Origin of the sequence: Delftia sp. ASV31, from assembly GCF_016428765.1 — a bacterium.
In the GTDB taxonomy this organism is placed as follows: domain Bacteria; phylum Pseudomonadota; class Gammaproteobacteria; order Burkholderiales; family Burkholderiaceae_C; genus Comamonas; species Comamonas acidovorans.
In genome coordinates, this window is record NZ_JAELTK010000011.1 from 1 (window position 1) to 26,224 (window position 26,224).

General features: G+C 66.6%; 27 protein-coding genes. 13 read left to right on the forward strand and 14 right to left on the reverse strand.

Annotation, left to right across the window (positions count from 1 at the left end; translation table 11 throughout):
- The 5 genes from JHD82_RS06030 to JHD82_RS06050 form a co-directional block, all read right to left on the reverse strand.
- On the reverse strand, nt 1–303 hold a 303-nt coding region (locus JHD82_RS06030; protein ID WP_199135714.1), incomplete at its 3' end, for a DUF1428 domain-containing protein.
- A gap of 25 nt (nt 304–328) precedes the next feature.
- Nucleotides 329–805, reverse strand: a complete 477-nt coding sequence (locus tag JHD82_RS06035) for an SRPBCC family protein (protein ID WP_199135715.1) — start codon at nt 803–805, stop codon at nt 329–331.
- Between the two features lie 8 nt (nt 806–813).
- Nucleotides 814–1,200: a VOC family protein gene (locus tag JHD82_RS06040; protein ID WP_012205854.1), complete on the reverse strand. Its 387-nt coding sequence runs from the start codon at nt 1,198–1,200 to the stop codon at nt 814–816.
- A 78-nt stretch (nt 1,201–1,278) separates the two neighbouring features.
- A complete protein-coding gene (locus tag JHD82_RS06045) occupies nt 1,279–1,701 on the reverse strand; it encodes a VOC family protein (RefSeq protein WP_012205853.1) in 423 nt (140 codons plus the stop codon).
- A gap of 64 nt (nt 1,702–1,765) precedes the next feature.
- Nucleotides 1,766–2,269: a VOC family protein gene (locus tag JHD82_RS06050; protein ID WP_199135716.1), complete on the reverse strand. Its 504-nt coding sequence runs from the start codon at nt 2,267–2,269 to the stop codon at nt 1,766–1,768.
- 235 nt (nt 2,270–2,504) lie between these two features.
- Here JHD82_RS06050 and JHD82_RS06055 point away from each other — a divergent pair, with 235 nt between their 5' ends.
- The gene (locus tag JHD82_RS06055) at nt 2,505–3,143 is read left to right on the forward strand and encodes a TetR/AcrR family transcriptional regulator (protein WP_199135717.1); all 639 of its coding nucleotides are present in this window, start codon (nt 2,505–2,507) and stop codon (nt 3,141–3,143) included.
- Nucleotides 3,143–3,988: an NAD-dependent deacylase gene (locus JHD82_RS06060; protein ID WP_199135718.1), complete on the forward strand. Its 846-nt coding sequence runs from the start codon at nt 3,143–3,145 to the stop codon at nt 3,986–3,988. Before JHD82_RS06055 ends, JHD82_RS06060 begins: the two co-directional genes overlap by 1 nt.
- A gap of 44 nt (nt 3,989–4,032) precedes the next feature.
- Here JHD82_RS06060 and JHD82_RS06065 read toward each other — a convergent pair whose 3' ends face one another.
- From JHD82_RS06065 to JHD82_RS06075, 3 genes are read right to left on the reverse strand one after another with little or no spacing between them, the layout of a single operon-like run.
- Nucleotides 4,033–5,013 (reverse strand): aldo/keto reductase, encoded by a 981-nt coding sequence (locus JHD82_RS06065; protein WP_013802191.1) that lies wholly within the window; start codon nt 5,011–5,013, stop codon nt 4,033–4,035.
- 46 nt (nt 5,014–5,059) lie between these two features.
- The gene (locus tag JHD82_RS06070) at nt 5,060–5,668 is read right to left on the reverse strand and encodes a chromate transporter (RefSeq protein WP_199135719.1); all 609 of its coding nucleotides are present in this window, start codon (nt 5,666–5,668) and stop codon (nt 5,060–5,062) included.
- Nucleotides 5,665–6,276: a chromate transporter gene (locus JHD82_RS06075; protein WP_199135720.1), complete on the reverse strand. Its 612-nt coding sequence runs from the start codon at nt 6,274–6,276 to the stop codon at nt 5,665–5,667. Before JHD82_RS06075 ends, JHD82_RS06070 begins: the two co-directional genes overlap by 4 nt.
- Nucleotides 6,277–6,517: 241 nt before the next feature.
- Between JHD82_RS06075 and JHD82_RS06080 the strand changes: the two genes are divergently transcribed.
- Complete coding sequence (locus JHD82_RS06080) at nt 6,518–6,661, forward strand: hypothetical protein (protein ID WP_199135721.1); 144 nt, start codon at nt 6,518–6,520, stop codon at nt 6,659–6,661.
- A 13-nt stretch (nt 6,662–6,674) separates the two neighbouring features.
- Here the strand turns inward: JHD82_RS06080 and JHD82_RS06085 are convergent, their stop codons facing one another.
- Nucleotides 6,675–8,597, reverse strand: coding sequence for a potassium transporter Kup (locus JHD82_RS06085; protein ID WP_199135722.1), 1,923 nt, complete (start codon nt 8,595–8,597; stop codon nt 6,675–6,677).
- Nucleotides 8,598–8,806: 209 nt separating this feature from the next.
- On the opposite strand from JHD82_RS06085, the gene JHD82_RS06090 reads away from it, so the two are divergent.
- On the forward strand, nt 8,807–10,627 hold the full coding sequence (locus JHD82_RS06090; protein WP_199135723.1) for an ABC transporter ATP-binding protein/permease: 1,821 nt from the start codon (nt 8,807–8,809) through the stop codon (nt 10,625–10,627).
- 28 nt (nt 10,628–10,655) lie between these two features.
- On the opposite strand, the gene JHD82_RS06095 is transcribed toward JHD82_RS06090, so the two are convergent.
- Together JHD82_RS06095 and JHD82_RS06100 are read right to left on the reverse strand one after the other, a co-directional pair.
- Nucleotides 10,656–12,080, reverse strand: coding sequence for a dihydrolipoyl dehydrogenase (locus JHD82_RS06095; protein ID WP_199135724.1), 1,425 nt, complete (start codon nt 12,078–12,080; stop codon nt 10,656–10,658).
- A gap of 237 nt (nt 12,081–12,317) precedes the next feature.
- A complete protein-coding gene (locus tag JHD82_RS06100; RefSeq protein ID WP_199135725.1) occupies nt 12,318–12,812 on the reverse strand; it encodes a hypothetical protein in 495 nt (164 codons plus the stop codon).
- A 294-nt stretch (nt 12,813–13,106) separates the two neighbouring features.
- On the opposite strand from JHD82_RS06100, the gene JHD82_RS06105 reads away from it, so the two are divergent.
- Complete coding sequence (locus JHD82_RS06105) at nt 13,107–14,321, forward strand: HAF repeat-containing protein (RefSeq protein WP_199135726.1); 1,215 nt, start codon at nt 13,107–13,109, stop codon at nt 14,319–14,321.
- A gap of 15 nt (nt 14,322–14,336) precedes the next feature.
- Here JHD82_RS06105 and JHD82_RS06110 read toward each other — a convergent pair whose 3' ends face one another.
- On the reverse strand, nt 14,337–14,522 hold the full coding sequence (locus JHD82_RS06110; RefSeq protein WP_199135727.1) for a hypothetical protein: 186 nt from the start codon (nt 14,520–14,522) through the stop codon (nt 14,337–14,339).
- Between the two features lie 650 nt (nt 14,523–15,172).
- Complete coding sequence (locus JHD82_RS06115; RefSeq protein WP_199135728.1) at nt 15,173–16,123, reverse strand: LysR family transcriptional regulator; 951 nt, start codon at nt 16,121–16,123, stop codon at nt 15,173–15,175.
- Between the two features lie 134 nt (nt 16,124–16,257).
- Between JHD82_RS06115 and JHD82_RS06120 the strand changes: the two genes are divergently transcribed.
- Together JHD82_RS06120 and JHD82_RS06125 are read left to right on the forward strand one after the other, a co-directional pair.
- Nucleotides 16,258–17,241: a tripartite tricarboxylate transporter substrate binding protein gene (locus JHD82_RS06120; protein ID WP_199135729.1), complete on the forward strand. Its 984-nt coding sequence runs from the start codon at nt 16,258–16,260 to the stop codon at nt 17,239–17,241.
- A gap of 10 nt (nt 17,242–17,251) precedes the next feature.
- The gene (locus JHD82_RS06125; protein WP_199135730.1) at nt 17,252–18,430 is read left to right on the forward strand and encodes a M20 aminoacylase family protein; all 1,179 of its coding nucleotides are present in this window, start codon (nt 17,252–17,254) and stop codon (nt 18,428–18,430) included.
- Nucleotides 18,431–18,451: 21 nt separating this feature from the next.
- Here JHD82_RS06125 and JHD82_RS06130 read toward each other — a convergent pair whose 3' ends face one another.
- Nucleotides 18,452–19,051: a YigZ family protein gene (locus JHD82_RS06130; RefSeq protein ID WP_199135731.1), complete on the reverse strand. Its 600-nt coding sequence runs from the start codon at nt 19,049–19,051 to the stop codon at nt 18,452–18,454.
- Nucleotides 19,052–19,247: 196 nt separating this feature from the next.
- Here JHD82_RS06130 and JHD82_RS06135 point away from each other — a divergent pair, with 196 nt between their 5' ends.
- The 6 genes from JHD82_RS06135 to JHD82_RS06160 all read left to right on the forward strand — a co-directional run bounded on the left by JHD82_RS06135 (nt 19,248) and on the right by JHD82_RS06160 (nt 26,223).
- On the forward strand, nt 19,248–19,418 hold the full coding sequence (locus tag JHD82_RS06135; RefSeq protein ID WP_012205835.1) for a hypothetical protein: 171 nt from the start codon (nt 19,248–19,250) through the stop codon (nt 19,416–19,418).
- Between the two features lie 233 nt (nt 19,419–19,651).
- Entirely contained in the window at nt 19,652–20,518 is an 867-nt protein-coding gene (locus JHD82_RS06140; protein WP_199135732.1) for a helix-turn-helix transcriptional regulator, read from the forward strand.
- 101 nt (nt 20,519–20,619) lie between these two features.
- Nucleotides 20,620–22,356, forward strand: coding sequence for an FAD-dependent monooxygenase (locus tag JHD82_RS06145; RefSeq protein ID WP_199135733.1), 1,737 nt, complete (start codon nt 20,620–20,622; stop codon nt 22,354–22,356).
- A complete protein-coding gene (locus JHD82_RS06150; RefSeq protein WP_199135734.1) occupies nt 22,353–22,592 on the forward strand; it encodes a DUF2783 domain-containing protein in 240 nt (79 codons plus the stop codon). Before JHD82_RS06145 ends, JHD82_RS06150 begins: the two co-directional genes overlap by 4 nt.
- A gap of 67 nt (nt 22,593–22,659) precedes the next feature.
- Nucleotides 22,660–23,652, forward strand: a complete 993-nt coding sequence (locus JHD82_RS06155; RefSeq protein WP_043822934.1) for an AraC family transcriptional regulator — start codon at nt 22,660–22,662, stop codon at nt 23,650–23,652.
- A 75-nt stretch (nt 23,653–23,727) separates the two neighbouring features.
- The gene (locus JHD82_RS06160; protein ID WP_199135735.1) at nt 23,728–26,223 is read left to right on the forward strand and encodes a YgiQ family radical SAM protein; all 2,496 of its coding nucleotides are present in this window, start codon (nt 23,728–23,730) and stop codon (nt 26,221–26,223) included.
- Nucleotide 26,224: the final 1 nt, after the last annotated feature.

The window sequence follows — 26,224 nt, forward strand, 5'->3', positions numbered from 1 at the left end:
GGGCATGGTGGCCGGGTCCATGGAGGCAATGCGCGGGTCCTTCATGACGGCGGCATTGATGCGATCGCGCTCCGCGCGCGACGCATAGATGATCCATGAGAAGAACACGATCTCGCCTTCCTTGAGCTGCACGGCCTGGGGAAACGAGGTCAGCTTGCCCATGGGCACGTCATCGCCCGCGCATTCCCAGTACTGCAGCGCGCCGTACTCCATCCATACCTTGCCTGCGGCCTGCGCCACCTCGCGGTAGGCCTGCAGGTTGGCCCGGGGAACGGGCAGCACGAATCCGTCGATGTAGTGCATGGCTCTCTCCTGGTGAAATCCGGCTTCAGAGCCGGGCTGCGAGCTCGGCCAGCTGGTCCGTGCACTGGCCCCAGCCGGTGTGAAAACCCATGGCTTCGTGCTGGGTGCGGTCGGCAGCACTCCAATGGCGCACCCGGGCGGTATAGCGGGTCTGGCTGCCTTCGGGGTCAAAGCTGACGATGCCCGTCATGAAGGGCTTGTCGGCAGGCACCCAGCCTTGGGTGAATGCGTCGGTGAAGACCAGGCGGCGGTTGGGAATGACTTCCAGATAGACGCCGCGCCCGGGCATCTCCTGCCCCTCGGGGCTGCGCATGACGATGAGGCTGTGGCCGCCGGGCCGCACATCGTTGTCCACGCGGGACACGCTCCAGGGGCTGGGCGCAAACCATTGCTGGATCAGCGCGGGTTCGGTCCAGCAGCGGTAGAGCCTGTCGGCGGAAATGTCCAGCAGGCGCGTGAGCACCAGGTCATTGGCATGGTCGGGAATGTCTTGTGCTGTCATGGCGCTCCTCATTGCATGGAATGCAGGCCGATGCAGTTGCCTTCGGTGTCCACCACGAGCGCGCAGTGGCCGTAGGGGCCGATGGAGAACTTGGGCTTGTGGATCTGCCCGCCCGCCGCCACGACGCGGCCCTGCTCGACCGCGCAGTCCTCGCAGCCGAAATAGACCAGGGTGCCGCCGCCACCGGGCGCCACCCCCTCCATCTTCACCAGCGTGCCGGCCGCGCCCGAGCCCGGCATGTCCATGGGAAACGCCAGCATCTCATTGCCCGACGCCTGTCCTTCGGGCGCGGGCAGGGGCTCCAGCTGGCACTGGAATACGGCTTCATAGAAGCGCCTGGCGCGCTCCAGGTCGTTGACGTGGATCTCGAACCAGACGACGGGATTGGGTTTCATGTCTGCTCCTGGCAAGGATGGCGAAAGTGGAACGAAGTCGGGGGTGAGGGCGCGCAGTGCGGGGCGGGCGCGCAGGTATCAGGCCTCGCCCCTGACGTTGACCATCCAGGGCGTATTGAAGCGGTCCGTCACCATGCCAAAGCCCGGCGACCAGAACGTGGCCTGGAAGGGCATGGTCACCTTGCCGCCTTCGGCCAGCGCGTTGAAGATGCGGCCGCCTTCGGTGGCGTCGTCCACGCCGATCGAGATCCACATGCCCTGGGCCTGCTGGTAGCCGCCGCCACCGCAGTTGTCGGTGGCGTCCGAGGCCATCAACGCCTGGTCCTTGATCTGCAGGTGGGCATGCATGATCAGATTCTTGCCGGCCTCGGGCATCTGCTCGAAGCCGGGAGTCTCGCCGAAGGTGCTCTGGTGGACGATGGTGCCGCCAAACAGCCTGGCGTAGAAGGCAAAGGCCTCGGCGCAGTTGCCGTTGAAGTTCAGATAGGGGATGAATTGCATGGAAGGCTCCTGAGGTGGATGGTGGCGAGCGAAGGCGAAGGAGGCGAGGGTGGCGGGGCGGAATTCACGGGCCGTCATGCGCGCGCTCAAGGGCGGCGATGTCGAGCTTTTGCATGCCCAGCAGGGCCTGCATCACGCGCTGGGCGGCGGCTGCGTCAGGTCCTCCCATCCAGCTGGCCATCTGGGCCGGAACGATTTGCCAGGACAGGCCGTAGCGGTCCTTGAGCCAGCCGCATTGCCGGGCCGCAGGGTCGCCGCCGTCCGACAGGCGGCTCCAGTAGTGGTCTATCTCATCCTGGGTATGGCAACTGACCATCAGCGAGACCGCCTCGTTGAAGCGGAACATGGGGCCGCCGTTGAGCGCCAGAAAGGGCTGGCCGTCCAGCTCGAACTGCACCGTCATCACGCTGCCGGCCGGCCTGCCGTGGATGTCACGGCCGGCTTCGCCATAGCGGGCAATGGCGGTGATGCGTGAATCGGGAAACACCTCCGTATAGAACTGCGCTGCCTGCTCGCCCTGGTTGTCGAACCAGAGGCAGGGCTGGATGCGGCCGGCGTGCAAAGCCATGCTTGTCTCCTTGGTGACGGTCGATGCCGTTGTTACCGTTGTGTGCCGTTTGGAACCGGCTTTTCATGGATTTCTGCGCGGCGCTTGCACGCCGTCCACAGATGCTAGGGACTAAAATGGACGCTGTCCACATCGAGCCTTGTCAGCCTTGGTGTCAAGCTGTAAATCGATGGCGGGGCGCAGCCGCCTTCTTTCGGAAGGCGGCTGCCCTGTCGGTAAGGAAGGAAAGAAAACAGTGACGCAGCGACGTGTCAGCCGTGAGTCATACCACCACGGCGATCTGCGCCAGGCCCTGGTCGAGGCCGGCTTGGCACTGGCGCGCGAAGGCGGCCCCCAGGCCATCGTGCTGCGCGAGGCCACGCGCCGGGCGGGCGTGGCGCCGAACGCGGCCTATCGCCACTTTGCCAATCGCCAGGCCTTGTTTGACGCCGTGCGCGCTGCCGCCCTGGGCGCACTGGCCGCGGCCATCGAGGCCGAAATGGTCCAGGCCCGTTCCCTGCCCGATGCGCTGCTGCGCTCACGCGCCTTGCTGGCTGCCGTGGGCCGGGGCTACCTGGGCTTTGCCCAGACGGAGACCGGCTGGTTCCGCACGGCCTTTGCCTCCGTCGAGTACGACGTGGACCTGCCGCCCGACACCACGCGTGCGGCGGCCATGGGCCTGAACCCGTTCGAGCTGCTGGGCTACGCGCTGGACAGCATGGCCGAGGCCGGCGTGCTGCCGCCCGAGCGCCGGCCCCAGGCCGAGTTCCTGGCCTGGTCGGCCGTGCACGGCATGGCCTTGCTGGTGATCGACGGCCCGCTGCGCCGTGCCACACCCGAGCAGCGGCGTGCGCTGGCGCTGCGCCTGCTGGAGATGGTGGAAAAAGGCATTTGATGCGCCCTGGGGCGGCGCTGCCGCACAATGGCCTGCTTTTTTTCCTTCGCCCTCCGATGCCCGACGAACCTTCCCCCACTTCGCTGCCTGCGGCTGCCGCTGAACTGCCCGGCCAGGGCGAGCTGCACGAGCTGCGCGAGCGCATCGCGCATGCAGCGCACATCGCCGTGCTCACGGGCGCAGGCGTCAGTGCCGAGTCCGGCGTGCCCACGTTCCGCGATGACAAGAACAGCTACTGGGCACAGTTCAACCCGCAGGACATGGCCAGTGAAGCGGGCTTTCGCGCCCATCCGCAGCGCGTGTGGCAGTGGTATGCGCACCGGCGCGAGGCCGTGGCGGCAGTGCAGCCCAATGCAGGCCACCATGCGCTGGCGCAGTGGGCCGTGCAGCACCCGGGCCGCATGACCCTGGTCACGCAGAACGTGGATGGCCTGCACCAGCGCGCGGGCAGCCCCGGCGTGCTGTGCCTGCATGGCGAGTTGATGCGCGACCGCTGGCTCGAGCGGCCCCGCGCCTGCTGCGACCTGGCAGGGCTGAACCCTGGCGAGCCTCCGCAGTGCCCTGTTTGCGGCAACCTGGTGCGCCCGGGCGTGGTCTGGTTCGGCGAGTCCCTGCCCATGGGCGTATGGCAGGCCGCCGAGGCTGCCGTGCAGCGCTGCGAGGTGCTGCTGGTGGTCGGCACCTCGGGCGCCGTGTATCCGGCCGCGGGGCTGGCCCGAATCGCGCGCCGGGCAGGCGCGCACGTGGCCGTCATCAACTCGGCGCCTTCCGAGCTGGATGACGCAGCACACCAGTGCCTGCGCGGCCCATCGGCCCAGATCCTGCCCGCGCTGCTGGCGGGCTGAGAGGCCCCGGGCCAGGCCGGGCAGGCTGCCCTGGCCTGCGCAGGTCAGTCCCTTGCGCCTTCTTCCTGACTGGCCTGGTTGAGTTCGGCCACGTCCTGAGCCGACAGCTGCAGGCGCGTGGCCTGCACCAGTTGCTGCAACTGGGCCAGCGAGGTCGCGCTTGCGATGGGCGAGGTCACAAACGGGCGCTGCATCTGCCAGGCCAGCGCCACGCACGCGGGCTGGCTGTTCAGGCGCGCAGCCACGGCGTCCAGGGCCTGCACAATGCGCAGGCCGCGCGGGTTCAGGTAGGTGGCCACGGTCTTGCCGCCGCGCGCACTCTTGGCTGCGTCTTCGCTGCTGCGGTACTTGCCCGTCAGAAAACCTGCTGCCAGCGCATAGAAGTTGATGATGCCCACCTGCTCGGCCGCGCACAGCGGCGCCAGATCGCGCTCCAGCACGGCGCGGTCGTACAGGTTGTACAGCGGCTGCAGGCTCTCGTAGCGCGGCAGGCCCAGCTCGGCGCTGGTGCGCAGGGCCTCGGCCAGGCGCGGCGCGCTGTGGTTGGAGGCGCCAATGGCCCGCACCTTGCCTGCGGCAATCAGGTCGGCAAAGGCGCCCAGGGTATCGGCCAGCGGCACGCTGGCGTCGTCGTCATGCGACTGGTACAGGTCGATGTAGTCCGTCTGCAGGCGCTGCAGCGAGGCATCCACGGCCTGGCGGATGTACTCGGGGCGCAGGCCCACCCGGCCCTCGCCCATGTCCTTGCCGACCTTGGTGGCCAGCACGATGTCGGCGCGCCGTCCGCTGCGCCTGAGCCACTTGCCGATCACGGTCTCCGACTCGCCACCCGCATGGCCCGGCGCCCAGCGCGAGTACACGTCGGCCGTGTCGATGAAGTTCATGCCGGCATCCAGCCAGGCGTCGAGCAGCGAGAACGACGTGGCCTCGTCCACGGTCCAGCCGAAGACATTGCCGCCAAAGCACAGCGGCGAGACCTGCAGGCCGCTGCGGCCCAGGGAACGAAGGGAAGGGGCTTGCGCCATGTACGGCTCCTTTTGACGAAAAAACCAGGGTAGTCCTCAGGACCTCTCAGATCCAGCCCAGCGCACCCAGCAGCGCGCCCGCGCCCAGCAGCCACAGCAGGTGGATGCGCGTGCGCCACACCAGCAGGGCGCAGACCAGGGTCAGCAGCCACAGGCGCCAGTCCTGGGCCGGGCGGCCGCCGGCGCTGCCCAGCAGCCAGCCCGTGGCCAGCAGCAGCCCGATGACCAGCGGCCCCATGCCCTGCTTGAAGGCGCGTACGCCGCGCCGGTTCTTGTTGCGCTGGCCCCAGCGCGACGCCTGCCAGGCCAGCAGGGAGCTGGGCAGCAGGATGCCGACCATGCAGATGGTCACGCCCAGCGCGCCAAAGGTCCATGCCAGCGGCCCGGTGCCCCCGCCCGCGTTCAGGCCCAGGTTCCAGCCCAGCAGGGCGATGAACAGCACATTGGGCCCGGGCGCCGCCTGGGCGATGGCGATGGAGCTGCTGAATTGCGCCTCGCTGAGCCAGCCATGGCCATCGACCAGAAAGCGGTGCATGTCGGGCGCCGTGGCAATGGCGCCGCCCACGGCCATCAGCGACAGCGTCAGGAAATACAGCAGCAACTGCAGCCAGTCGGCGGGCTGCAGGTTCAGGGCGATCTGATGGGCGGCGTTCATGGGGCGAGCTTTCTCCAGGTCAGCACGCAGCCGGCACCGCCGACCACCAGCAGCACCCAGGCCAGCGGCACGCGCAGCACGGCCATGGCAATGAACGAGGCCAGCGCCAGGGCCGCGCTGCACCAGCGCCCTAGCGGGTGTCGGCTCAGCGTGCTGGTCAGCTTCAGCCCCATGCCCGCCACCAGGCCGGCCGCGACGGCGCCCATGCCGCGCAGCGCCCCGGCCATGGCGGGGTGGCCGGCCAGCTGCGAATAGATCACGGTCAGCGTCAGCACCAGCAGCATGGGAAAGCACAGCATCCCGCACACGGCCACCACGGCGCCACGCCAGCCGAAGTAGCGCTCGCCAATGGTGATGGACAGGTTGACCACATTGGGCCCGGGCATGATCTGGGCCACGGCCCAGTCCTCCACGAACTCGTCGTTGGTCAGCCAGCGCTTTTTCTCGACCAGCTCGCGCTGCACCACGGCCAGCACGCCGCCAAAGCCCTGCAGGGCCAGCCAGGTGAAGGACCAGAACAGGTCGCGCAGGTTGGCGGGGGCGGGGCGCTGGGCAGGCGCATCGGCGGTGTCGTGTGGCGGGGAAGCCTGGGGCGGCGATGCGGGCATGTTCTGGCTTGTGTCTGGGCCGCCCGGGCAGGGCCCGGGGACGGCATCGCTGTTGTCATGGGGTGGAACCGTGCGGGCCGATCCTGTCTCCGTGCCTGCCTCGGGGTGGCACGCACGGAATATTAATCCTGCGCAGCGGCCTCGTCGGCAGCGGCCCCATCGGCAACGGCGATGGGGCCATGACCACTGCAGATGGGCACCTGCCCGTTGTTGTCGGGTTGCATCGCGGTGGGAGAACGCCATGCTTGCACATCGCCCGCGGGCCGAGCAGGGGCAGGCCTGCCAGCAATGGGCCATGGCCCAGCCAGGAGCCGAGGTTGATGCCGGCGTGCAGCAGCGCGGACTGGCTGCCTGCATGGATGCCCGCGGCTACACGGTGCGCTGACAAGCTGCAGGCCTCATAGCTGGACGCGGTTGCCCAGCTCGATGACCGCGTTGTCGGGCAAGCGAAAGAAGTGGGAGGCGCTGCCCGACAGGCGGCTCATGCCCACGAAGACATGGCTTCTCCAGTGGGACAGGCCATGTCCTTTTTCCGCGACCAGCGTCGGGTGGCTGAGAAACCAGCTGGCGTGCAGCGATGCCGTATCGATGCCCGGAATGTCCAGCAGCGCCAGGGCCTTGGGCACGTCAGGCACGTTCATGAATCCGTAGTGCACCGTGATGCGCCAGAAGTCATGGCCCAGGCTCTGGCTTTCGATGCGCTGGTCCATGCGAACCCAGGGCTCCTCGTGGAAGCGGACATGGACGATCAGGTTGTGCTTGTGCAGCACCTGGTTGTGCTTCATGTTGTGCAGCAGGGCATTGGGCACCATGGTGGGGTTGTTCACAAGGTACAGCGCAATCCGCTGGGCGCGGTGGATGTCGGCAATGTCGGCCGTCTGCAGGAAATCGCCAAGGGCGATGCCTTGTTCGCGCTCGGTCTGCAGCAGCCGGGCCCGTCCCCAGGACCAGGTGCTCATCAGAATGAACAGCAGCATGCCCAGGCCCAGCGGGAACCAGCCGCCATCGAACAGCTTGACCGAGCATCCTGCAACCAGCAGCAGGTCAATCACGGCAAAGGGCAGGGCCGCCAGTGTGAGCACGCCGGCGCGCCCGGGCCAGCGCGCGCGCGCCGCATGCCAGGCCAGCACCGTTGTCAGCAGCATGGTCAGCGTCACGGCAATACCGTAGGCTCCGGCCAGGGCGCTGGAGGAACGAAAGCTCAGCACCGCCAGGACCACGGCCACCAGCAGCAGGCTGTTGACCGCAGGCATGTAGATCTGGCCGGAATCCTGGGCGGATGTGAAGCGCACGGACAGGCGCGGCAGAAAGCCCAGCTGTATGGCCTGCCGCGTCATGGAATAGGCGCCAGAGATCACCGCCTGCGAGGCGATCACGGCGGCCAGCGTGGCCAGGACGACCATGGGCAGCGCCAGGGCCTGCGGGAACATGCGGAAGAACGGATTGTCCACCGCCGCCGGCGTGCTCATCAGCAATGCGCCCTGACCCATGTAGTTCAGGGCCAGCGACGGCAGCACCAGCACTGTCCAGGCCAGTTGTATGGGGCGGCGGCCAAAATGTCCGAGATCGGCGTACAGGGCTTCGGCCCCCGTCAATGCCAGGACAATGGCTCCCATCAGCGCGAACAGCTTCCAGCCCCTGGCCTGCAGGAACTGCCAGGCTTCGAGCGGGTTGAGGGCTGCCAGGATGGCCGGTTCCCGGATCACATGCACCAGTCCCGAGACGGCCAGCACGCCGAACCACAGCAGCATCACCGGGCCGAAAGCCTTGCCCACGGTGCCCGTGCCCCAGCGCTGGATGGCAAACAGCGCCGATAGCACGCACACGGCAATCGGCAGCACCCATTCGCTCACCGCAGGCGCCACCACCTGCAGGCCTTCCACCGCGCCCAGGACGGAGATGGCGGGCGTGATCACGCTGTCGCCATAAAACAGCGTTGCCCCTGCCACGCCCATCAGCAGCAGTGCGGCGCGCCGAGGCCGGGCGCCACCGTCGCCGCCATGGGCCGCCAGCGAGGCCAGGGCCAGGATGCCGCCTTCTCCCCGGTTGTCGGCCCGCAGTACCAGGATCACGTACTTCAGCGTCACCACCAGCATGAGCGCCCAGAAGATGGTCGAGATGGCGCCGACGACATGCTCCGGCGCCACGGACAGGCCGGTGTCGGGGCCGAAGACAGCCTGCAGCGTGTACAGCGGGCTGGTGCCTATGTCTCCATAGACGACGCCCAGGGCCCCCAGCGTCAGCGCGGGCAGGGCCGTGCGGCGGGCTGGCACGGGCTGCGGGCTGCACTGTCCTTGTCCGGAACCGGGGGTTGCATTCATGCGGCGATCCTGTAGTGCGGAAAGGGTGGCGCAAGCGCGCCAGGCCATGGAGGCATCATCGGGGAAACCGGGCCGGCCAGCCATCAGGGTGTCTGGCGTGCCACGATGATCAGGCCGTGTCCTACATATGCATATATGTTGTTCCGAGCCTTTCCGCAGGCTGGAACAGGAGTAGATTTGCTCCCAGACAAACCAGGGGCATTGAGAATATGGACATGGATTGGAGCAAGGCGCTGCAGGACAGCCTGGCCTGGCTGGCCGTAGCCTCGGCGATCACCGTCGTGGCGTTTGCGGCAGTTGCGGTGCTGTTGGTTCGCTTCACGCGCTGGGGGCGGCAGTTCTGGCAACTGGCCGGACCCTTCCTGCATCCCCGCAACGGCTGGTGGCCGACACTGGTGTTCGCGCTGCTGCTGGTGCTCTCGCTGATCTCGGTGCGCATGAACGTGCTGTTCTCCTTTTGGTACAACGGCTTCTACAGCGCGCTGCAGGAACTGGACCAGAAGGGCTTTTGGCGATTCCTGGGCATCTTCGCGGTGCTGGCCACCATCCATGTGATGCGCGAGCTGTTCAACTACTACGTGAACCAGGCATTCCGCATCCGCTGGCGGGTCTGGCTCAATGAGCGCGTGACCACCGACTGGATGCGCGGCGACGCCTACTACCGCAGCCACTTCCTGGACGAGCCGGTGGACAACCCCGACCAGCGCATCGAGCTGGATGTGAACACCTTTGTCTCGAACTCGCTGACCCTGGCGCTGGGTGCCGTCAGCGCCGTGGTCTCGCTGGTGGCGTTCACGGGCATTCTCTGGGGGCTGTCCGCGCCCATTGCCGTGGCGGGCGTGGAGGTTCCGCGGGCCATGGTCTTTGCGGTCTACGTCTACGTGATCATCGCCACGCTGATCGCCTTTCGCCTGGGCCAGCCGCTGATCCGCCTGAACTTCCTGAACGAGAGGCTGACCGCCAACTTCCGCTACGCCCTGGTGCGCGTGCGCGAATACGCGGAGAACATCGCCTTCTACCAGGGCGCGGCCATCGAGCGCAACACGCTTTTGACGCGCTTCTCGGCACTGATCGCCAATGTCTGGGCCCTGGTCTACCGCAGCCTGAAATTCGACGGATTCAACCTCACCGTCAACCAGGTGGCCGTTGTCTTTCCCTTTCTGCTGCAGGCGCCGCGCTTTTTCAGCGGGGCCATCAAGCTCGGTGATGTGATGCAGACCTCGCAGGCCTTTGGGCAGGTGCAGGATGCGCTGTCCTTCTTCCGGACCTCCTACGACACCTTCGCCCAGTACCGCGCTGCGCTGGACCGCCTGTGCGGCTTTCTGGATGCCAATGCCCAGACCCGCGAACTGCCCCAGGTCGTCCACAGAGAACAACCCGGCGCCCTGGACATCGAGGACCTGCAGGTCAGCCGCCCTGATGGCCACCACCTGCTCAGCGACCTGCAGCTGAAGCTCATTCCCGGCCAGGCGCTGCTGATCAAGGGGCCTTCGGGCAGCGGCAAGACCACCTTGCTGCGGTCCATTGCCGGCCTGTGGCCGCACGCCGAAGGCACGGTGGGCCGCCCGGGCGGCCACCAGGCGCTGTTCCTGTCCCAGCGTCCGTATCTGCCGCTGGGTGACCTGCGCACGGCCATTGCCTATCCCGCCGATGCATCGCCGCAGGACGACGAGCGGCTGCAGCAGGCGCTGCGCCAGGTCAGCCTGGCCCATCTGGCCGACAAGCTGGATGTGAACCAGGATTGGTCCCGCATCCTGTCGATTGGCGAGCAGCAGCGCCTGGCCTTTGCCCGCGTGCTGTTCAACCGGCCCGCCATCGTCTTTCTCGATGAATCCACCTCGGCCATGGACGAGGGCCTGGAGCATGCGCTGTACACCCTGCTGCGCGAGCAGATGCGCTCGACCATGCTGGTGAGCGTGGGCCACCGCAGCACGCTGGCGGGTTTCCATACCCACGCGCTGGCGGTCGATGGCAATGGCGGCTGGACGCTGTCGGAAGCAAGCGCACCGCAGAGCGCGCCCCAGGCTTGATCCGCGTGCGGCCCTGGGCCGCGCGCGATCAATCGTCCATGGGCAAAGAATCGCAGTTGCCCAGGTCGGACGGCGGCGGCTCGCGCAACTGGCGTACCGCGTCGCGCAGGGCGGTGCGCAGGCCCTCTTCAAGCACGGGGTGGTAGAAGGGCGTACGCAGCAACTCGTGCACGGTCAGTTGCTGCTGCACGGCCAGGGCCAGCAGATGGGCCAGATGCTCGCCGCCCGGTGCGCACATTTCCGCGCCCAGCAGCAGGCCGCTGGCCGGGTCCGCATAGACATGAAGCAGGCCCGCGTTGCGCTGCGCAGCACGGGCGCGTCCCTGGTGCGCAAAGTCCACACGGCCCACCACAAAGTCCTGACCCAGCAGCGCCTTCATGGGCTGGCCCACGACGGCTGCCTGGGGCGAGCTGAAGACAATGGACAGCGGCGTGCGCCGCTCGAAGCAGGCCACGTTCTCTGCCATGGCGTTGGTGCCTGCGATATGGCCTTCGTCCACGGCCTCATGCAACAAGGGGCGGTCGCCATTGGCATCGCCCGCGAGGAACAGCGGCAGCTCGCCGACCTGCAGTGTCTCGCGGCTCACGGGCGGCTGCCCATGCTCGTCCAGCTCAAGCCCCAGCGTCTCCAGCCCCAGGCCCTCCAGCTGCGGGCGCCGGCCCATGGCGGCCACCACATGGTCCACGACGATGCGGGTGTCGCCTGCACGGACGACGATGCTGCTGTCCGGGCCCTTGCTCAACTGCACTTCATGGTCGGTGATCACCACCATCTCTTTCTCAAGCAGATGCCGCAATGCGTCGGTGACATTCGGGTCGGACAGGCCCGCCAGCTTCGGGCCGCGTCCCAGTGCGGTGACCTCCAGTCCCAGCCGCGCCAGCGCCTGTGCAATCTCCACGCCCAGCGGACCCAGGCCGACGACGGCCACGCGCGGGCCCAACGTCTTGCGTTCGAACAAGGTGTCGGTGGTCAGGATGCGCTTGCCAAAGCGCTTCCATTCCTCCGGCACCACGGGGCTGGAGCCCGGAGCGAGGATAAGCTTGCGCGCAGCCAGCACCTTGCCGTTGACCTCGATCCGATTGGCTGCCAGCAGCCTGGCACGCCCGTCGATGGCCCGCCAGCCCAGGCCCTCCGTGGCCTTGATCGTGCTTGCCACGAACTCGTCGCGCAGCTTGCGCACGCGGCGCAAAACGGCGGGCAGATCCAGCTGCAGCCCGCTCGCGCCGCGTATGCCGAAGGCATCGAAGTGATGGCGTGCATGGAAGGCGTTGGCCGCTTCGATCAGCAACTTGGACGGCATGCATCCCACCCGCGCACAGGTCGTTCCCCAGGGCCCGTCGTTGACGATGGCGAAATGCTCCGTGTGCTTGCGCACCTCGCGCAGCGCCGACAGTCCGGCCGAGCCGGCACCGACGATGATCACGTCGAGGGCGGTGGTGGGTGGGTTTTTCATGCTGTCTGATTCCTTTGACTGTGGCACCAGGTCCCGTGGAGGTCTCCGCTGCCGGTGGATGTGCCGAAAGGTGTGCCGACGGAAGTGCCGACTGAAGTGCCGACAGTTGGTCGAGATGACTGCCTCGCCTGCCATGGGACATGCGTGCCAGTCTGCATGCTGGCGCTCGCGGCAGTCGTAGGCGAAGGGCCGAAACCGCAGCTGGACATTCAGGGCCCGGCCCGTGCCGCGCAGGGGCTAGCCGGATGCCCAGTGTTGCCATGCCGCGTCCGTGCGGCTGCCTGATGCGCCGAAATCCGCTTCCCGCGCAAAGCGCCTGAGGGATGTCTCGGTAACCCTCAAATGGCTGACACGGCACAAGCGGCTTTGCGCCGTCTGCAGCCAGCGGCGCAGGGACCAATCAAGCTGCGCCACCACCCCGCCGTGCACCTGTGCGCTGTGCAGGCGCAGGCGGCCATCGAGGATGAAGGCCTTCACCGACCGTGCGGACAGCTGCAGATCCTCGCAGACCTGCCGCAGCCCGACGCCTTCGCGGACCCGGGTGCTCAGGCCGCGCCTGTGCATCTGGCAGCGAACGGAGCGTTCGCTTCGATCCAGCCGGCGGCAGATCACCTGCACGGGCAGGACGCCGGCCCAGCGTTCGAGTGCAAGCAGTTCTGCGGGACTCCAGCGGCGGCGAATTGCGCCATTCGGCCATGCGCTGTCGGACGTCAGGCAGTGTTTGATTGCCATGGAAAGCTCCCATTCATATGGCGCTGCGCTGTGGCATGGCCTGAATCCCGGATGCCGATGAGACAATTATTGATGGGGGACTCTTGTGCAAGTTTTTGATTTTGTTGATTGTTTTTGTTGTTTTGATTGCTGCTCGGATGGACGGCTTCATACCGCGATACCTATCGTGGGGCCGGGATGCGGATCACGGAAATAGCGTCTGCACCGGCGCGCATATGCCAAGCCCCATGCGGATTTCCTGGTCGGCACCCGATTTCCATGAACGACTTCTTTGCTTTTTCAGGAGAACCCTTCATGCGCCTTCAGCCAAAGCATTTGAATTTTTCCGTTGCGTGCCTTGCGTTGCTGGCACTGCCGGCCGCGCAGGCCCTGCCCATGCAGGACGTGGGCACGTCGGCAGGCCCGCAATGCGTGGGCCTGGACATCAACAACAGCGGCCATGTCGTGGGCGCCTGTGCAGAGAGCGACGGCTCGTCCGCAGGCTTCGTGTCGCTCGCGCCGGGCAGTGCGGCAGACCTTGCACGCCTGTCGCCGGGGCGCAACTGCAACGCGGCGGCCATCACCAACAGCGGCCAGGTGGTGGGCAGCTGCCTGGACGGCAATTCGGTGTCCGTGGGGGTGTTCTGGAATGCGGCCACGCCCGCCACGGTGCAGACACTGCAGCCGCTGACGCTCGATGTGCGCAGCATGCCCACGGCATTCAACCAGGGCGGCTATGTGGCAGGTGTCAGCCTGAGCGGCAGCAACACGGCCCGCCCTGTCATGTGGCGCAACAATGAAACCACGGCACGCGCGCTGCCGGCGGGCCTGCTGGGCCTGAACAGCACCAACTGCATTCCGTCCGATGTGGACAATTTCGTGGTGGGCGGCAACATGCCGGGCATCGTGGGCAACTGTCCCGACAACAGCGGGCATCCGCGTCCTGTCTATTGGTCTGCCGCAGTCCTGGGCGGCTATATGGCCACGGCCCTGAACCTGCCTCTCAATGCCGTCTTCTGCCGCGCAAAGACCGTCGTCAATACCCGCATCATGGGCTACTGCGATTTTGGTGCCCAAGGTGGACGCACCGTCGTCTGGCTCAACTCGTCCTCCAGTCCGCAGGTGCTGTCCATATCGTCCCCGCCCGCGCGAAACAGCGGCGTCGATCTCAACATCCTCGGCGAGGTGATTGGGCACTACCAGTTGGCAGACGGGCGCAGCATGCCCTATTACTGGAACAGCCAGACCGGTGTCATCCGCGATATTCCTCCGCTGCCTGGGGGCATGAATGCACGTGTGGTGGATATCGGTGACAACGGAACGGTGGCAGGCCACAGCGAACTGGCCGACGGAAGTTCGCACGCCATCACCTGGACCCCCTTGGGCGGCACCGTGGACCAGGGAACCCTCGCAGGCGGCGAGAACAGTGCGGCCTCGGCACTGAGCCAGGATGGCTGCTACATGACAGTAAGGAGCGAAGTCGCGCAATTGGCCTCGCATGCCTTCGTGCAGAACCTGTGCACGCCATGAAGGCGCAGCCTCATCTCACACCGTGCATAAAGGAAATACCATGAAGATGCGATATCCAAGACTTGCAAACACACTGGCAATCGTTGTGTGCGGGCTCTGGGTCCCTGCAGTGCAAGCGAACGGCATTTCATTCGAGAATTTTTCCTCCTCCAATGCGGCACAGGCTTTTGGCGGATCGACTTCCATGATGTCTCCGATCATGGGCAGGGGAACGGGCGATTCGTCGAACTCGAAGGAGCTGATTCATCGCATGATGGCTTTGGATATAGAATTGCTACCACTTCTAATGATAGCGAAAGGAGTATGAACATACTTGCGATATGAATGCACCTGTGGGGAATAGGGGCGATATCACAATGGTGGCTTGCCACAGCGAGCTGGCCGATGAGCTTTCGCTCCAGGCAACCACAGGCAACGCATGCATTTTTGCAGAACCTGTGCATTCCCTGATCGTTAGTATCAATTCGAAAACGATGAGAGAAAGGGGCTGGAATGAGAGTTCGATATGAAAAATCATTGTCCACTATGGTGGTATTTATTGTTTTAATGTCCTCCTCCGCGCTGCATGCGAAGAATATTTATTTTTTGGAAGATGGTCCAGTAAATTTGATAAATAGCAGCCCGTATGCGAATGGTGGTTCAGCTGTATATGGCTTTTATCATATTTGTAGCAGTATTCTTATGGGGAATAGAGAGCTGACGGCTGCTCATTGCCAGGGAAATAATTTTGGGAAATTTCATTAATCACGCCTTGAAAACAGGCTGTGCAAACTATTTAATTTGACATGGCTTGTTGTCCCGGCTTGCGATTTTGCATTGAGGGTAGTCGATGGGTGATCACCAGCATCAAATCAGTCTGGCAATGCCATGCGGCCCAGCCTTCCGCCATGGCTGGGCGCATGTTCCGGCGCAGGGGCATCGTCGGCCATCAACTTTCCCATCAGCCCTCGCAGGATCGCCAGCGTCGGCGCCTCGCTGCGCTGACGCAGCGTCACCAACCCGAAGCGGGCGGTGCTGCGCATGGGCGGGTCCATGGGCAGTTCGGCCAGGTCCGGGGCGACGGCGCGCACGGCCAGCAGCACGGTGTCGCTGTTGCGCGCAACGTCCACGAGGCTGGGCAACTCCTCGCACTGCAGTGTGACGAACCGCGCCGGGTGGGCCGTGGCGCCGTAGGTTTCCACCAGCAGCCAGGCCACCTGGTCGCTCAACGGGGTGGAGGCGACGGGGTAGCGCTGCACATCCTCGAAGCGCAGATCCCGCTGCAGGCGGGCGAGTGGATGGTCGGTGCGGCACATGAAGGCGGCGCGCATTTCGTGCACGACGTCCAGCGCAAGGTCGGGTGCGGGCCGCAGCGCGCGCAGGTCCACGACCAGGGCGTCGAGCAGGCGCTCGCGTAGCGAGTGCACCAGCAGATCGGTGCTGCCGCGCGCCACCTCGGTTCGCACGCCGGGATGGTGCACGGTCATGTGCTGCAGGAACGGCGTCATCAATATTGCGCCGGGGCCCGATCCCAGGCCCACACGCACGGTGCCGGCCGCACCCTCGCGCAATTGGCGCCCCCTGTCACGCAGCTCGTCGGCTTCAGCCACCAGGGCGCGCGCCCGTCCCAGCATCTCGCGGCCGAAGGCTGTGAGTTCGCTGTGGCGGCCGATGCGGTCGAACAAGGGTATGCCCAACTCCTGCTCCAGCGCGCGCACGCTGCGGCTGAGGGCGGGCTGTGTCAGATGCATGGCCTCGGCCGAGCGGCTGAACGAGCCGGTCTGCGCCACCGATATGAGATGCCTGAGCTGCACCAGCGTCATGATTTTTCGCGCCCTGAAGTCTGCATGAAACTCATGCTAATGCAGCCAACAATGCATTGGACGTTCGATGACCCGGCTCCTAGGATGCCGCGTATCCGGCCGACCGAGCCGGAGCCATCCACCAAGGAGACATGATGAGATTTTTGTTCCAGCGCGTTTGGCTGACGGGCGCCGGCCTGCTGCTGAGCGCGGGCCTGGCCTGTGCGCAGAGCCCGTCCTCCAGGCCCGTAAGCCTGATGGTTCCCTATCCGGCCGGCGGCCCTTCGGACGCCATTGCCCGCATCTTCAGCGTGCCGCTGTCCAAGGCGCTGGGTCAGCAGGTCATCGTGGAGAACCTGGGCGGCGTGAGCGGTGCCATGGCCGCGCAGAAAGTGCTGGCCGCTCCGCCTGACGGGCACTTTGTCTTCCAGGGCTCGCCCAACGAGGTGATCCTGTCGCCGCTGGCGAACGCGGCCGTGCGGCTCAAGGCGGAGGATTTCCGGCTGGTCCATCCCGTGGCCGAGGCCGTGATGGTGTTTGTCGCCCGCAAGGACCTGGAGGCCGGCAACGTGGATGAGCTGATCGCACTGGCCCGCAAAAGCGCCAGCCGGCCGCTGTCGTACGGCAGCGTCGGGATTGGCTCGCTCTACCACCTGATTCTGGAGAAGGTGCAGCAGGACGCCGGCATACAACTCATGCATGCGCCCTACAAGGGCAATGCGCCGCTGCTGCAGGACATAGGCAGCGGACAGGTCGATTTCGCTGTGCTCGTATACAGCGCTGCCATGGGCGCACTGGCCGAGCAGGGCCGGCTCAAGATCCTGGGCCAGCTGGGGGAGCAGCGATCGGAGTTGCTCAAGAATGTGCCCACGGTGCGTGAGGGCCGGGAGCTGAAAAACTTCGCCTACAAGACCTGGACCAGTTTCCTGGTGCGCAAGGACACGCCGCAGGAGGTGGTGCAAAGGCTGCACCAGGCGATAGGCGCCATGCTCAAGGACCCGGCTGTGCGCGAACAACTGGCCCTGCAGACGCAGCTGGCCGCGGCTCCCATGTCGCTGGCCGAAGCCGCGCAGTTCTATGAGGCCGAGACCGCCCGCTACCGCAGCATTGCCCGCTCCATCCGCCTGCAACCCCAGTGAGATGCCGCACATGAACACCCTTCTGGACACTTTGCGCGGCTCGGCCGCAGCCTTCGTCGAGGTGCGCCGCGACATCCACAGGCATCCCGAGCTCGGCTTCGAGGAGCACCGCACCAGCGCCCTGGTCGCGCGGCAACTGGAGCAATGGGGATACGAGGTGGAGCGCGGCCTGGGAGGCACCGGCGTGGTGGGGCGGCTGGTGCGCGGCAGCGGCAGCCGGCGCCTGGGCCTGCGTGCCGACATGGACGCGCTGCCCATCACCGAGGCCAATGCCTTCGCCCACGCCAGCACGCATGACGGTGTCATGCATGCTTGCGGCCATGACGGTCATACCGCCATGCTGCTGGCAGCGGCCCGGCATCTGGCCGAGCACGGCGGCTTCGACGGAACGCTCACGCTGATCTTTCAGCCTGCGGAGGAGGGCGGCGGCGGGGCCTTGCGCATGATGGAGGACGGCCTCTTCGAGCGACATCCCTGCGACGCCATCTTCGCCATGCACAACATGCCGGGCTTGCCCCAGGGGCGGCTGGCGCTGCGTGAGGGCGCAGCCATGGCGTCCTCCGACTACGCCACGCTCACCCTCACCGGGGTGGGCGGGCATGGAGCGATGCCGCACCGCGCGGCCGATCCCATCGTGGCGGCTGCCAGCATCGTCATGGCCCTGCAGACCATCGTCTCGCGCAACATCGATCCGCTGCAAATGGCGGTGGTGACCGTGGGAGCCATCCACGCAGGCAAGGCCAACAACGTGATTGCCCACAGCGCTGCGCTGGAGTTGAGCGTGCGTGCGCTGGATGCCGATGTGCGCAGGCTGCTGGAGCAGCGCATTCGCGACCTGGTGAGTGCGCAGGCCGAGAGCTTCGGCGTGCAGGCGCAACTCGAGTGGCGACCTGGCTATGCCGTGCTGGTCAACACGCCCAAGGAGACGGACTTCGCGCGCCAGATCGCGCTGGAGCTGCTGGGCCCGGAACATGTCACGCTGCAGGCGCCGCCCTTGCCGGGCAGCGAAGACTTTGCCTTCATGCTGCAGCGCGTGCCAGGCAGCTATCTGCTGATTGGCAATGGTGAGGGAAGCGAGCAAGGCGCCTGCATGGTGCACAACCCGGGCTATGACTTCAACGATGACAACATCGCCGTGGGAGCCGCCTATTGGGTGCTGCTGGCGCAGCGGTTTCTGGTGGCCGGTTGAACTGCTTGAGCCCGGCGCATCTCATTCGCCGGGGTGGATTTCCATCCAGCCCACGCGTCCTTGACCGCTCTCATTGAGGCGGCTCACAAAGCCTTCAGCCTGCGACTGCGGCAGGCGCAGATCGAACTGCACCAGGGAGCCGTGCTCGACCTGGAGCAGCTCGGCGCCTGCCGCATCGATCTCGCGGCGCACCAGGCCTTCCAGCGCATAAGGCACGGCGCAGCGCAGCGATTGCATGCGCTGCAGTGTCACTTTCTCGGCGGTCAGCAGGGCCTGGGCCACGGCATCGGTGTAGGCGCGCACCAGGCCACCTGCGCCCAGCTTGACGCCGCCGAAGTAGCGCACCACGGTGGCCAGCACGCCTTCCAGGTCCTGGTGGCGCAGCACGTCCAGCATGGGGCGGCCTGCCGTGCCGCTGGGCTCGCCGTCATCGACGGCTGCCGACTGGCCGCCTGCCAGCAGCGCCCAGCAGACATGGGCGGCGCCGGGGTGCTCGCGCCATAGCGCATCGACCACCGCCTGGGCGCTGGCGCGGTCGGCCATCGGCTGCACGCAACCGATGAAGCGGCTTTTCTTGATGATGAGTTCGCTGTGCGCGGGCGCGCGGAGTGTCTGTGGCATGGAGGGCGGCAAGCTTACCCGATCGTCCCTGGCCCGGTGTTTGGCACATGGATTCATTACGCCTTTATTACGAAGCGCTACACATTTGTGAGCATGCGTACCTTGTGTCATTTCAGCTTCAGAGGGTTGCATCCAGGTTTGTCCTACAGAAATCGTGAAAGATTCGCAGTAAGCTTTCTGTCAAGGAGGCGCAACCATGAACACCCCACCTTCCCGCGATCCCGTTCTCACCGAACACACCTTTGGCCGCGATCATTTCAGTCCCCCGCCCATGGCGCTGGAGCAAGCTGGTCAGGACCATGAAGCCGCTGGCGGCGGCATTCCTCTGGATCTGGACCAGCGCATCCGCAACGTCGGCGAATGGTGATGGCAGGTGCCGCCTGGCCAAGGGCCTGCAGCGGCATCAGTACTGTCAGGTCTGGCTGGACCGTGCAGCGGCCCGCCGACAGGCGGTGACCCTCAAGCGAACAGACCGCGAACCAGGCGCAGCAGGCTTTTGCCTCGCTGCGCTGGATTTATCATTTCCAATTTCCACGTACCCACCCACCCACCCAGGCCGGCTGCGCGAAGCGCCGGCCTTTTTGCATTCCTGCAGGAACCATGAGCACTGACACAGCCCGCAGCCATTGGCTGCTGGTGCCTGCCTCCGCCAGCGACGCCAGCCTGCCCGTGCCCCTGGGCGATGTGACGGCCCTGCTGGAGCAGGTGGGCCGCTCCAGCGCCAGCAGCGATGAGGTGGCCGGGCAGTTGCTGCATTTGCTGGGCCGGCACGTGCCGCTGGCGCAGTGCACCATCTTCTCGTTCCAGGGCCGATCGCGGCCGCGCATCGTGGGTTTTGGCGACAGGGCGCGCACGGGGGCGCTGCCCATGATTTCGCAGGACTACAGCGAGCGCTTCTATCCGCTCGACGGCGCACAGCGCGTGATGCAGGCCGAACTGGCGCGGCAGCAGCGCCACCCCCAGGCTCCCGCGCGCGTCTGGCTGCACCGCCAGCGCCCCTGCGATGTCAGCCATCCCGAGTACCGCCATGTCTGCTATGAGTTGCCGCGCCTGGTGGAGCGGCTCTCGCTGCTGACCCTGCAGCCTGGCGCACGGTGGCTGGCCGTGAACCTGTACCGGGGCGAGGAGCACGGCTGCCTTGATGCGCAGTCCATCGCACGCATCGAAGCCTTTGTGCCCCTGGTCATGCAGGCCATGCGCCTGCACTATGCGGGCCAGGCGCTGCAGGACGATCTGGCGGGGCTGGTGCTGGCGCGCCTGGCAGGGCGCTTTGCCCATCTCACGCAGCGCGATCTGGACGTGGTGCGCTGCGTGATCGAGGGGCTTGATGCCGAGCGGCTGGCGCAGCGCCTGGGCATCACCGTGTCCAGCGCGCGAACCTATCTCAAGCGGGTCTGCGCCAAACTGGGCGTGCAGGGGCAGCGTGAGCTGTTTGCCTTGTTGATGGCGCCCGAGGCGCTGTCCTGAGCCCCGGAGGCGGGCGCCGCAGTCTGTCCCCATCTGGGGACATCGTCAGGGCCGGTGCTGCCTACACTGCGCCCTGAACAAGACGCACGACGGAGACCCCCATGCACCAGCCCCATGCCCAGCCCAGGCAGTCCATCTACTACCGCTACCAGGTGCATCGGCCCTGGCTGCCATCGGAGCACCCGGGGGTGCAGCGGCACCCCGTCGTCATTGTCGGAACGGGGCCGGTAGGCCTGACCACGGCACTGGAGCTGGCGCGCCACGGGCAGCGATGCGTGCTGCTGGAGTCCGAGCTGCAGGTATCCGAAGGCAGCCGCGCCATCGTCTTCACGCGCCGCTCCATGGAGATCCTCCAGCAGGTGGGCGTGGCCGGGCGGGTCAGCGACAGCGGGCTGCCATGGCGCTTTGGCAACTCCTTCTACCGGGGCCAGCGCGTGTTTCGCATGGAAGCACCGCACAGCGAGGACGACCGCTTCTTCCCCATGACCAACCTGCAGCAGCAGTACCTGGAGGAGTACCTGGTCGATGCCGTGCTGGCCCATCCGCTGATCGAGTTGCGCTGGGGCAACCGCGTGGAGCGGGTGGAGCAGGCTGGCGAAGGCGCCGCTGCAAAAGCGCGGCTGCAGGTGGACACGCCTGAGGGGCCGTATGCGCTGGAAGCCGACTGGCTGGTCGCAGCCGATGGCGCACGCTCGGGCTTACGCACGGCCATGGGCCTGGTCATGGAAGGGGCGTCATACGAAGGCCGCTTCGTGATTGCCGACATCCGCATCGACCTGCCGCTGCCCACCGAGCGCCTGGCCTTCTTCGATCCGGTGTGGAACCCCGGCAACACCATCCTCATGCACCGCGAGCCGCACGGCATCTGGCGCGTGGACTACCAGTTGCCTGCGGGCGAAGATCCGCAGCAGGCACTGCAGCCCGAATCGCTCAAGGCGCGCATCGACGCGCAACTGGAGATGATCGGCTTTGGCGGCACGCCCTGGGAGATGGACTGGAGCTCGGTCTACTCGGCGCGCGCGCTGACCTTGCCGGACTACGTGCATGGCCGCGTGGTCTTCACGGGCGATGCGGCCCACCTGCTGCCCATCTTCGGGGTGCGCGGCGCCAACACCGGTTTCCAGGACGCCCAGGCCCTGGCCTGGCGCCTGGCCCTGGTGGCGCGCGGCGTGGCGCCGGCCCGTTTGCTGGACAGCTACAGCAGCGAGCGCGTGGGCGCGGCGCGCGAGATTGTCGAAGAGGCCGGCAAGAGCACGCGCTTCATGGCGCCGCCTTCGCGCGGCTTCCGGCTGCTGCGCGATGCCGTGCTGTCGCTGTCGCTCACCCAGGCCTTCGTGCGCCCGCTGTACCACTGGCGTACATCTCGCCCCCACGAGTACGCCCGCTCGCCCCTCAACAGCAGGGACGACGACAACCATTTGTTCAAGGGCGGCCCCGCCCATGGCGCGCCGCCGCAGAACGTGTGCCTGGCGCCGGACGACTATCTGCTGGACCACCTGGGCGGCGGCTTCGACCTGCTGTATTTCACCGATGGCTCGGCTGTGCCGCCCGCGTTGAGCGAAGTTGCCCGCGTGGTGCGCGGCCGCGGCGTGGGCCTGCGCATCGTGGCCATCTCCAGCCAGGCGCAGCCGCAGCCAGTTCAGGGCGCTGACCTGACCCTTTCCGATAGTCAGGGCCGCTGCCGCGAACGCCATGGCGTGCCCGCCGATCCACCTTCTGGCGCTGCCTACCTGCTGCGGCCTGACCAGCATGTCTGCGCACGCTGGCTGGCGCTGGATGCGCGGCGCCTGCAATCCGCACTCGACAACGCCACCTGCACGCAAGGAGCCCAGGCATGAGTCCAGCACACACATCGCCCGACACGCTTGAATTGCCCGGCACCCTGGATATCGCCGGTCTGGAGGCCGTCTACGACCAACTGGCCACGGCCATTGACGCGGCAGGCCCGCAGCAGTCCGAGCTGTTTCTGGTAAAGCTGGCGCTGCTGGCGGCCGAGCGGCTGGGCAGCGCCCGGCAGTTCTCCGAGCTGGTGCAGGCGGCGCAGCAGGATCTTCAGCCTAGGGTAAACAGCTAGCCCTGCCGGGTGGTCGCGTGGCCGGCGCTGGCTAACATCGGCCCGGAATCAAGGATGCCACGACCCCATGGATGTGCTGAGCGAAGTTCTCGATATTTGCCGGTCAGAGCGCGCCGTGACGGCGCGTTTTGCGCTGACCGCGCCGTGGAGCCTGAAGTCCACGGGCGTCACGGGCGCCATGATCCGCATGGCGCGCGGCGCGCCTTACTGGATACAGGTGGAGGGCATGCAGCCGCTGCGGGTCGAGCCGGGCGACCTGGTCATGCTGCCCATGGGGGCGGCACATGTGGTGGCCTCGGACCTGGGCATGGCCTGCGAGCTGTTCTCGCGGCTGATCTCCCGCCATGCCGAAGGCCCGCAGGACGAGAATCCGCTGGTCTTCAGCCATGGCGGCGGGGGCGAGGCGACCGACATGTTTTCGGCCCTGCTGTGGTTTTCAGCCTATTGCCGGCATTCGGTGTTCCGCATCCTGCCGCCGCTGATCCACATCCGCGCAAGCGATCTGCCGCTGGCCGATTGCCTGGCCGCCACCATGCAGTCGCTCACGCTGGAGACGCTGGCGCGGCGCCCGGGCTGGCGCCTGTCGGCCGCGCGCATGGGCGAGCTTTTGCTGGTCAACATCCTGCGCGAGCACCTGGCGCGCGAGGCCGCCGTGGGTGAAGGCTGGCTGCGGGGCCTGGGCGATGCCTGCATTGCCCGCGCCATCGTCTGCATGCACCGGGAGCCGCAGCGCAGCTGGAGCGTGGAGACGCTGGCGGCCGAGGCCGGCATGTCGCGCACCCGCTTCAGCATGCGTTTCAAGCAGCTGGTGGGCGCCACGCCCATCGGCTACCTGACGGCGCACCGCATGGCGCTGGCCGCCCAGCAGATGGAGGCCGGCGGGCTGTCATCGGCCCGCATCGCAGAGAACGCGGGCTACGACTCTCCCAAGGTGTTTGCGCGGGCCTTCCGCCGCTGGTCCGGGCATACGCCCAAGGCCTATCTGGCGCAGGAGGCCGCAAAGAGGTCGGGCTGGCAGCAGCAGGAAGGCCGTATCAGGGGGCTGGAGCAAGACCCTTAGCCAGCAGGGTTGAGTGCCGAAACGTACACTGGCCGGTTCCTTCCGCACAGGCTCCCAGAAGCCGAACCGCCCATCATGAACGCCCCCGTTGACGTTTCCTTTTTCCATCGCGCTGCCAAGCCGCTGACCAGCTACCGACCGTACTGGGCCAAGCGCTTCGGCACGGCCCCGTTCCTGCCGATGAGCCGGGCCGAGATGGACCAGCTTGGCTGGGACAGCTGCGACGTGATCCTGGTGACGGGCGATGCCTATGTGGATCACCCCAGCTTCGGCATGTCGGTGATCGGCCGGGTGCTGGAGGCGCAGGGCTTTCGCGTGGGCATCATCGCCCAGCCCGACTGGCAGAGCGCCGAGGCCTTCAAGGCCCTGGGCCGTCCCAACCTGTTCTGGGGCGTGACGGCAGGCAACATGGATTCGATGATCAACCGTTACACGGCCGATCGCAAGATCCGCTCCGACGATGCCTACACGCCGGGCGACGTGGGCGGCAAGCGCCCCGACCGCGCGGCCATTGTCTACAGCCAGCGCTGCCGTGAGGCATACAAGGACGTGCCCATCGTGCTCGGCGGCATCGAGGGCAGCCTGCGCCGCATCGCCCACTACGACTACTGGAGCGACAAGGTGCGCCGCTCCATCGTGGTGGACAGCAAGTGCGACATCCTGCTGTACGGCAACGCCGAACGCGCCCTGGTCGAGGTGGCCCACCGCCTGGCCGCGCGCGAGCCCGTGGAAAGCATTACCGATGTGCGCGGCACGGCCTTCTTCCGCCGCGAGTCTGAAGCGGGCTGGTTCGAGCTGGACTCCTCCGTGGTGGACGAGCCCGGTGTGGTCGAGCCCCACATCAACCCCTACATGACCACCAGCGAGCAGGCCGAGGCCCAGGGCCAGACCTGCTCCAAGGAAGAGGGTGATGCCGCCGCGAAGCCGGACGGCGCCTCGGTCGCCGCCGTTCAGACCATCCAGTTCGTGCCCAACCCGTCGCTGCGCGGCAAGGGCAAGCAGCCGCCGCGCGACAAGACCGTGCTGCGCCTGCCCAGCTACGAGCAGGTCAAGGCCGACCCCATCCTCTACGCACACGCCAATCGCGTGCTGCACCTGGAGACCAACCCCGGCAACGCCCGCGCCCTGGTCCAGGCCCACGGCGAGGGCGTGACCGCGCGCGATGTGTGGCTGAACCCGCCCCCCATTCCGCTGACCACGGCCGAGATGGACTGGGTCTTTGGCCTGCCCTATGCGCGCAGCCCCCATCCCAGCTATGCCGACGCCAATGGCAGCCATGAAGGCGAGACCAAGATCCCGGCCTGGGAGATGATCCGCACCTCGGTCAACATCATGCGCGGCTGCTTCGGCGGCTGCACCTTCTGCTCCATCACCGAGCATGAGGGCCGCATCATCCAGAGCCGTTCCGAGGAGTCCATCATCCAGGAGGTCGAGGACATCCGCGACAAGGTCAAGGGCTTCACCGGCACCATCTCCGACCTGGGCGGCCCCACGGCCAACATGTACCGCCTGGGCTGCAAGAGCCCCGAGATCGAGGCCGCCTGCCGCAAGCCCAGCTGCGTGTTCCCCGGCATCTGCCAGAACCTGCACACAGACCACGCCCCGCTGGTCAAGATCTACCGCCGCGCGCGCAATCTGCCGGGCATCAAGAAGATCCTGATCGGCTCGGGCCTGCGCTACGACCTGGCCGTGAAGTCGCCCGAGTACGTCAAGGAGCTGGTGCAGCACCATGTGGGCGGCTACCTGAAGATCGCGCCCGAGCACACCGAGTCCGGGCCGCTGACCAAGATGATGAAGCCCGGCATCGGCAGCTATGACCGCTTCAAGCAGATGTTCGAGCAGTTCAGCGAGGAAGCGGGCAAGAAGCAGTACCTGATTCCGTACTTCATCGCGGCCCACCCGGGCACCAGCGACGAGGACATGATGAACCTCGCCATCTGGCTGAAGAAGAACGGCTTTCGCGCCGACCAGGTGCAGACCTTCTATCCCAGCCCCATGGCCACGGCCACGGCCATGTACCACTCTGGCCGCAACACGCTGACCAAGGTGCGCCGCGAGATGCGCGACGTGAACGAGGAGTCGGTGGACATCGTGCGCGGTGAAAAGCGCCGGCGCCTGCACAAGGCCTTTCTGCGCTACCACGACCCGAACAACTGGCCGCTGCTGCGCGAGGCCTTGAAGGCCATGGGCCGTGCCGACCTCATCGGCAACGGCAAGCAGCACCTGATCCCCACCTTCCAGCCCCTGGTCGATGGCGGCTACCAGAGCGCGCGCCGCAAGAACAGCACGCAGGGCACGGGCGTGGCCGCACGTGCCGTGGTATCCCAGCAAGGCAAGGCCTACGCCCTCAACAAGGCCGGCGGCAAGAATGCCGGGCCGGGCAAGGTGCTGGCAGAGTCGCGCGAGCCTGCGGGCGATGTGCGTTTCCGTTCCAGCCAGCCCCAGCCGGGCCGCATGCTGACCCAGCACACCGGCCTGCCGCCGCGCCCCGGTGTGGGTGGTCCTTCCCGTTCTGCGGGCGCTGCCGGTTCGGGCCGCAAGGCGGCGCCGGGCGGTCGCAAGCCGCGCTGAT